3 protein-coding genes and 1 pseudogene are annotated in these 3,573 nt (G+C 54.6%); 1 reads left to right on the plus strand and 3 read right to left on the minus strand.

Annotated elements, in window-relative coordinates; genetic code table 11:
- The 3 genes from PHF27_RS13865 to PHF27_RS13875 all read right to left on the minus strand — a co-directional run.
- A partial coding sequence (locus PHF27_RS13865) for a molybdopterin cofactor-binding domain-containing protein (protein ID WP_300071325.1) occupies positions 1 to 1,675 on the minus strand: 1,675 nt, incomplete at its 3' end.
- Positions 1,672 to 2,127, minus strand: a complete 456-nt coding sequence (locus PHF27_RS13870; protein ID WP_300071328.1) for a 2Fe-2S iron-sulfur cluster-binding protein — start codon at positions 2,125 to 2,127, stop codon at positions 1,672 to 1,674. The genes PHF27_RS13870 and PHF27_RS13865, both read right to left, overlap by 4 nt.
- Positions 2,118 to 2,903, minus strand: a complete 786-nt coding sequence (locus PHF27_RS13875; protein WP_300071331.1) for an FAD binding domain-containing protein — start codon at positions 2,901 to 2,903, stop codon at positions 2,118 to 2,120. Before PHF27_RS13875 ends, PHF27_RS13870 begins: the two co-directional genes overlap by 10 nt.
- Before the next feature lie 191 nt (positions 2,904 to 3,094).
- On the opposite strand from PHF27_RS13875, the pseudogene PHF27_RS13880 reads away from it, so the two are divergent.
- Positions 3,095 to 3,573 (plus strand): annotated as a pseudogene (locus PHF27_RS13880) (hypothetical protein); the annotation flags it as partial.

Here is a 3,573-nt window from a genome sequence, read left to right on the forward strand (position 1 = left end):
ATAATTTAGCCGCCTGTTCCAGCATCTTGCCGCGCAATTCCTCCGCCGCCAGCTTAACCGCCATACCAGTCACATAGGTAGTGCTGGAAGCGTACGAACCGGGATCAAAAGGAGACACATCCGTATCTGCAGCATGGACAATCAAATGCTCCAGATTGGTTTCCAGAACCTCCGCCGCCATCTGCGCCAGAATGGTGTCGCTTCCCGTACCCATATCGGTAGAGCCAATAAGCAGCGTATAGTTGCCGTCGTCATTGAGGCGGATTTCCGCCGACGCCGTATCAATGCCGGCAATGCCGGAGCCCTGCATCGTTACCGCCATGCCTACAGCACGCAAGGTGTCCCCAAAATCACGTACCGGATATTTTTCTTCCCAACCGATGAGTTTCTTGCCGGTAGCAATGCATTGGTCCAACGTCGAACTAGCCAGCACCTTGCCCTTATAGATAGGGGAATAATCCCCCTGGCGAATCAGATTTTTTTGCCGCAGCTCCACCGGGTTCATCTTTAGTCTGGCCGCCAGCAGATTGACCGCCGACTCTTGGGCGAAGGTCCCCTGCGTCGCCCCATAGCCGCGCAACGCGCCGCCAGGCAGCTTGTTCGTATACACAACCTGTCCCATAAAACGAACCGCTTTGGCTTTGTGGTACATCGGCAGCGTTTTCTCGCCTACCACGGAAAAGGTGGTAGGCGCATGCTCGCCGTAAGCGCCGCCGTCGGAAAGCCCTTGAATATCCACCGCCCGAATGGTTCCCTCTTCATCCGCCCCCAGGCGCACGGTTAAGCGCATGGCATGGCGGCTGTTCGTACAACTGAACGTTTCCGTGCGGCTGTAAACAATAATCGCCGCCTTGCCGGTACGTTTGGTCACCGCCGCCACGAACATCTCCACCGCTCCGGTCTGCTTGCCGCCAAAGCCGCCGCCAATGCGAGGCTTGATGACACGAATGCGGCTGGCCGGCATTTCCAAGGCTCTTGCCATTTGCCTCCGCACATGAAACGGAATCTGCGTCGAGCTGACAATGGTCAGTCGTCCTGCATGATCTAGGTAGCTGTAGGCGCGATACGTCTCCATCATGCCATGAGCCTGCGCCTGAGTATAATAGGTTTCCTCCACCACTACCGGACATTGGGCCAGCTCCGCTTCTACATCGCCGTATTCGTTTTTGTGGGTACAAATAATATTTTTCTCTTTCTCCATGCCGATGGGAAAGTTGCAAAGCACATTATCTTCCGGATGCACGACGCTGGCATGTCCGGCTGCAGTTTCAAAGTCCAGTACCGGCTCCAGCACTTCATATTCCACGCGAATGAGCTGCAGCGCCTTTTCTGCTGTTTTTTCGTCCACTGCCGCCACTATGGCTACGGCATCGCCCACATAACGTACATATTCGTCCAAAATACGCCGATCATAGGGAGACGGTTCCGGATAGGACTGTCCTGCCAAGGTAAAGCGCTCCTGCGGCACGTCCTGATGCGTCAAGACACAGGCCACGCCGGGAACCTTCAGGGCCAAGGAGACATCTACCTGGCGCAGGCGCGCAAAAGCATGGGGGCTGTGCAGCACCTTAACCACCAGCGCCTGAGACGGCGCCATATCCTCTGTATATACCGGCTGCCCTGTCGCGATAGGCAGCGCATCAATCTTAGGCAGGCTTTGTCCGACCACTTTCATCGCGTTCCACCTCCCAGATAGGTTTTAACCGCCCGCAGCTGCCCCATATAGCCGGTGCAGCGACACAAATTGCCTGTCAAGTAATGAAGAATTTCTTCCTCTGACGGCTGCGAAAGCTCCCTCTTCATGGCCAGCACGGTCATAATGAATCCGGGGCTGCAGAAGCCGCATTGCTCCGCGCCTTCGGCGGCGAGGACTTTAGCGAAAGCTTCCGCTTCTTCGCTCACGCCTTCTAACGTAGTGATTTCCTTCCCTGCCGCCCGGAAAGCCGGCACCGTGCAGGAAAGAACCGGCTTGCCCTCAAGCCAGACCGTGCAAAGGCCGCAACAGGACGTATCACAGCCCTTGCGTACGCTCAAATAGCCCTCTTGGCGCAGCACGTCTGCCAAAGAAGCATCCGCCTCTAGCTGCCAGATGGTTTTATGCCCATTAATAATCGTCTCTATTTGCATGCCAGCACCTCCTTGACAGCTCGAACCGTCAGCGCTTCACAAAGTTGACGCCGATACGCTTCGCTGGCGCGATTGTTCCCGGCAAAAGATAATTCTGCCGCCGCCAAGCGCGCCGCCTCTTCCGGCGCAACGCCAGCATCCAAAGCAGCAGCAGCCTGTATCGCCAGCGCCGCACGTCCCGGTCGGGCGCCGACGGCAATTTTCCAAACGCCGTCTGTTTCGGCTGCGGCCATGTTGAGCAGCGGAAAATCGCTGCACGATGTGCGCATCTGCTGGTAAGACGCGCGGCAGGCGCCTTTAGGAATCACTACCTGCGTAAGAATATCCTTTTGCGGCGGCTGCTCCATAAACTGCGCCAGCGGCACAATACCGCCCTTGTACAAATGAACCGACGCCTCCAGCACCAACAGCGCCGGCAGCAAATCGGAAAAGCCAAAACGTCCAAACACAGAACCACCTACAGTGACACTGTGCCGAAACTGCACGCCAATAATATGACTCACTGCCTGCGACGCCACGCCGCACCCAAGTTGGCGCATAGAAAGACTCGTTTCCAAATCACGCAAGGATGCCATCGCCCCTAAGCGCACTTCTTCCTCATTTGCTTCTATATAATTCAACTCACAAGCAGACAAGTCCACCGCCGTGCCCCGTTTTGCCGACCCCAGGCGCAAAAAAGCGCCGCCGCCCAGAAGGAAATTGTTCTTTTGCGCCGTCAGTATTTCGTAAGCTTCCGCCAACGACTGCGGCTGTGCCAGCTTCTGAAAAGTAAGCATACTATCCCTCCTGTTTATCAACCTAGAAAACAAGTTCTCTTCTAGGAAAATTGTACCACAAGGCCACTGCCGGGAAAACAGGCAAAAGCCATCAAGTCTTCTTTGCAACAAAGAGTTTCTGTTTGTTTTACAATTATGTGTTTTTCCTGCTATACTTTAAGCATAAGAAACACAGAAACGAGCGTGCCCAAATGGAACTTTTCATTGCCAGACAACCGATTTTCGACACTCAAAAAAACGTTGTCGCCTACGAACTGCTCTTCCGCAGCGCTGGCGCTGCAACAGCTACGCATACGGACGATACCGCAGCCACACGCGATGTCTTATCTAATGCTTTTTTGATGATGGGCATCGATTCTCTTACTGATGGCCAAAGGGCTTTTGTCAACTTTGGCACCGCCACCCTTCTCGATCAAGTGCCGCAGCTTTTGCCTGCCAATATTCTCACCGTAGAAATTCTGGAAACCGTCGAGCCGACCCAAGAAGTCATCAATGCCTGCGCCTTGCTAAAAAAAGCCGGCTATACCTTAGCCTTAGATGACTTTGAACCCGACAAGGCGCAGATTCCTCTCATTTTATTGGCTGACATCATCAAAGTCGACTTTCGCAGCCCCAAAAGCATGCAAGGACGCCAATTCGCCGAACGCCTCTGTCCCGGCCGCATTCGCTA

This window comes from Anaeromusa sp. (genome assembly GCF_028691475.1).
Taxonomy (GTDB): domain Bacteria; phylum Bacillota; class Negativicutes; order Anaeromusales; family Anaeromusaceae; genus Anaeromusa.

Excerpts from the sequence above, each read along its gene's own strand:
- PHF27_RS13870 (WP_300071328.1), bottom strand. The coding sequence starts at position 2,127 with ATGCAAATAGAGACGATTATTAATGGGCATAAAACCATCTGGCAGCTA.
- PHF27_RS13875 (WP_300071331.1), bottom strand. The coding sequence starts at position 2,903 with ATGCTTACTTTTCAGAAGCTGGCACAGCCGCAGTCGTTGGCGGAAGCT.